The organism is Acinetobacter rongchengensis, assembly GCF_003611475.1.
GTDB classification, from domain to species: Bacteria; Pseudomonadota; Gammaproteobacteria; order Pseudomonadales; family Moraxellaceae; genus Acinetobacter; species Acinetobacter rongchengensis.
This window is the reverse complement of record NZ_RAXT01000107.1, coordinates 1-3,974: the sequence shown is the minus strand read 5'-3', so window position 1 is coordinate 3,974 and position 3,974 is coordinate 1. Positions and strand designations below refer to the sequence as shown.

Genomic DNA, 3,974 nt, shown 5'->3' with positions numbered 1-3,974 from the left:
CTCTCATAAACTCTTTAAATCCTGTAAAGTATTAATCTCTATATAATACGCCTCATTACCAATATATAAACTTGGTGCATTTACTTCCAAACCAGAATGCCGACTTTTTTCTTTATTATATACATCATGAAGTTCATCACTACGATTTTCAATAAATTGAAAGTCAAAAAATTCATTACCTTTAGGATTCAATCCAATGAAAATCGATGGTGTATTCTTTTCTAAAATTAGTGCTAACTCTCGGTTCAAATTATTCTTAAATCCTATAATTTTTTGTGTTTCAGGTTTTATTTGCTGATACCGAGTCTGTAAATATTTTTTAGCCTCATCCGTAGAAAAAAAGACATTTTTATCATAATCAACAGGAAATAAACTGTGTCCATCACAATTTATTCCTACCTCTAAAGCTACGTTTTTAAATTTTAATAACCATTCCTTTAACTCAATACTTTCTTTTACTTCATCATCATAGGCTTGATCAATCATCACCTCTTTAATTTTTTCAAATTTAAATGATTTATCTGCAATATATAAAATAAACTGCACTTGTTTATTTTTATCTCGTCCAAAATGCATTACAAATAAAAAATCACGTACATAACTAACATCTAACCCCTTGTTTCCAAAACCTAAATACCCCAAGTTAAACCCTGCATGGTAAATATCTATTGTTGGAAAGATCTCTTTAATTGCAAATAACAAATGCCAGAAGTATTGTATCTGCTCTTCAGACATCATCTCCTGATACTTATTAATTCTTGGTAAATTAAATTTTTGCTTAAACTCTTCTAATTCCACTTTTATAACCTTTTACTTCGAATGCTTTTACATTAATTAATATTTATTCACCAACACATCATAAATAATATGCGCAAACTGCTTCATCTTGGCTGGGTCGCTCATAAGCTGTGTCATTTGTTCCATATGCGCAGTATTGCTATCTAAGACGGCATCATCTAATGCCGTATCAAACTCACCTAACATCGCTTGCTCACGTGGGTTATTGTGGATCTGCGTCATCATACGTGTGTTTTCAAACATCTTATCCGCAACGGTCTGCACATAATTAATCATGTCCTGATCCGTCAGCTTATCTGTCATAAATAACTCATTCACACGACCATACTGCGATTGTTTAAAGTCACCACGAAGTAAATCAGCTGCTGACCAGATGAATGCTGCAACCTGTGAAAAATTATTATTTGTCATTTGATAAAATACCGCTTGCCCGAAGGCTGTAAAACTAGAAATTTATTCGCTTAATTGTGCCTGACTTAGCTGAAGTTTAGCTAGTAATAATATGAGGTAAAAGAAAATTTCAAAGCATCAAATTCAATCAAAAATTCATTATTAATTTTGATAACTTAGAAATGCATAGATCCTGAAATAGATTAGGCATTTTCATCTCGAAAACCTATTAAATTTTTTACTTGACAAAAAGCTTCATGGGGTTGTTTTGCAGAATAGCTAAAACAACCCTAAAAATCAAAAAACAACAGGAACAAGTTATTGAAAAAATTAATAAAAAATTAAAAACAAAAAAAAGAATCACAAACTAATACTTATTGATGACAATCCATCATTTTTTGTAAGTTTAAGTCATACAAAAAGGAAAAATAGAGCTTACATTTTTAACTCTTTTCTTGAAAATTTAAGTAAACATACAATTAAAATTTGCCCACTATTTTTACTGAATTTATTGTTCAGCAAGTAATTTACTCAAATAACTATTGGATTCTTCTTTTTCATTTAGAGCATTTTTTAACTTTAAAATTTCAAACTGCATAGAGATCCAAACAGTAAAATGAGACTCAACAATTTCATTTTGAAACCCATAATTATCTTTGGCTCGTAAAAAAATTACTTCATCTGTTTGTAATTCTGAAAGCTGTTTATATGAGGTTGTCGATCTATAAATTTTTTTAAAACCTTCATAAACTTCATTAATTTCAAAAAAATCTATTTGATAAAAATCACCTTTAATATCAGCAATATAATAGCCAGTATATTCTGAAATTAACTTCATGTACTCTCTGGATTCTTCATCGCCATTTTTTTGAAAAAAATATGCTATTGAATCATAATAACTTTCAAGTACTTCAAAGTCTGTTTTTCCCTTTTTCCATTCTTGATAATCTTCAGCCGTTATTTGTGGGGTATTTCCTATACTTAAAAAATGATCTACCTGAATTTGAGAATGTTGCCCAACTTCAAATGCCATTTTCGCAACATCTTCTATGCTTAAACCTTGTAGATTTACATTTTTATACCATTCATCAAAAGTCATTTTTTAATCCCTCATTCGTGAATATTGATTTTCATTCACATGATTCTATAGCTCAGCTCACTAAACCTATTGATGTAACCATAATTTTTACGTGTCCAGTTTAAGCAATAAACATCAAAAATAATTTCTTTGGATTTCAGGTTAAAACAAAGAAATCATATTTTTCATTATTTCTATAGTATTTGGCTTAATGGCTTAATTTGACTGTAAGCCTCATGTAGTAAGCCTTTTCATTTGGCAAACACTATAAAAAGGATTTGGCATAGTGGCTTAATCAATGTGAGTATCTTACTCGTTAAGCCATTATGCCAATGTATTAAACGATATATTGCTTAATGGAAAGCCTTACATAGTATAGCTTTCAAGGTAATTAAGCCGTTAAGCCATACTTCCTAGTAAAATAGGATTAATTGAAACATATCGGACTTTAGAAGTTTCCTCTATTTTTAAATAGTGGCTATCAATGAGTTCACCTAAAACAGGCTCTAATTTCTGTTTACTGCCACGCATAGGACGAGGGCAACTATTCATAAAACTAGAATATGCCAGTTTGTCAATTTTTTTATTACTACAGTATTTTGCGAACCATTTAATTAACTTCTCTGCATCACTTTCGGTTTTAACCTCAATATCTGCATACATCGCCCATTCATTGAGTGAGTGCTTAACGACTTCACACGCTCCCTTTAAGGTACTGGCATCAATCCACTGTAAGCCCTCAAAATAAGCGAATACAGTCGCTAAACGCCGTGCTAACTGGCTTGCACGACTGGCGAATGCTTGTAGGTATTCATAGCGTTTCCCTTTGCCTTGTAACTCCTCAAACATATTATAAAAGGCTAAATCTATTTCTTTGGCTTGGTCATTCATGGGAATAACATAACGCCCATTGTGTAGCTCTTGATCTGCATTAGGTCTAGGGCGATCATCAAGTAAGTATTCACAACGTGTCCAGTAGGCTATTAACCTATGGTCGTGATTGGCACTTTTAGATTGATAAATTGCATCTTGTAGTCGTGTCCCTGCCAAGTTCTCAGGAATGGTTAAAATGAATCTAGGTAGAAAGCCTTGCCCCCTTAACACTGGGTCTTTGAGTGCATCGGCTAGTACTTCATGCTGTCCCTGTAGGTTGAATGTCAGGCGAACATCATAGGCACGACCACTACCATTTAAATTTGATTTAGATCGGGTACGCTCCACAAAACCATCATCAAATAACTTAGCATAACCTCCAATGGCTTGAGTCCGTGTATCACCTTTCATGGTATAGCCACCAAAGAATTGACCTGCTTCATCACTGGCAATAGAGGCGTTATTGAGTACACCATCCACATAAAGCCCTGCAATTGATTCAAGGGTAATATCACTGTAAAGCGTACTAGGGTCATTGGGTGGTGGATTCTCGGCACAATATGCCTCTTTGTCCTTTTTCCCTAAGCTTGCCTGTCCACTTTTCCATTGTTCAAGGTCACGGCGGTATTGCTCGTATTGTTTACGTTCATGTTGAATAATGGCTTTGTCTGCCATATTTCGGCTTGTACTCTTACGGCTACCGCTTTGCCCCTCAGTGAGTAAATACAAACTACATGGCTCACCTTGAGCATTAAACGGATGTGGTGCATTTACATGAGCTTGAGCGATATGTGACATAGCACCAATGACACATTGAGCAGACATGGCAATAGGT

At 33.7% G+C, this 3,974-nt stretch carries 4 protein-coding genes; all 4 read right to left on the bottom strand.

Annotation, left to right across the window (positions count from 1 at the left end):
- Positions 1-3 precede the first annotated feature (3 nt).
- The gene (locus D7V20_RS18670; RefSeq protein ID WP_120385357.1) at positions 4-798 is read right to left on the bottom strand and encodes a hypothetical protein; all 795 of its coding nucleotides are present in this window, start codon (positions 796-798) and stop codon (positions 4-6) included.
- A gap of 36 nt (positions 799-834) precedes the next feature.
- Positions 835-1,209: a hypothetical protein gene (locus D7V20_RS18665; RefSeq protein ID WP_171407863.1), complete on the bottom strand. Its 375-nt coding sequence runs from the start codon at positions 1,207-1,209 to the stop codon at positions 835-837.
- 487 nt (positions 1,210-1,696) lie between these two features.
- The gene (locus D7V20_RS18660) at positions 1,697-2,287 is read right to left on the bottom strand and encodes a hypothetical protein (RefSeq protein ID WP_120385356.1); all 591 of its coding nucleotides are present in this window, start codon (positions 2,285-2,287) and stop codon (positions 1,697-1,699) included.
- A gap of 378 nt (positions 2,288-2,665) precedes the next feature.
- On the bottom strand, positions 2,666-3,974 hold a 1,309-nt coding region (locus D7V20_RS18655; RefSeq protein WP_120385355.1), incomplete at its 5' end, for a DUF3987 domain-containing protein.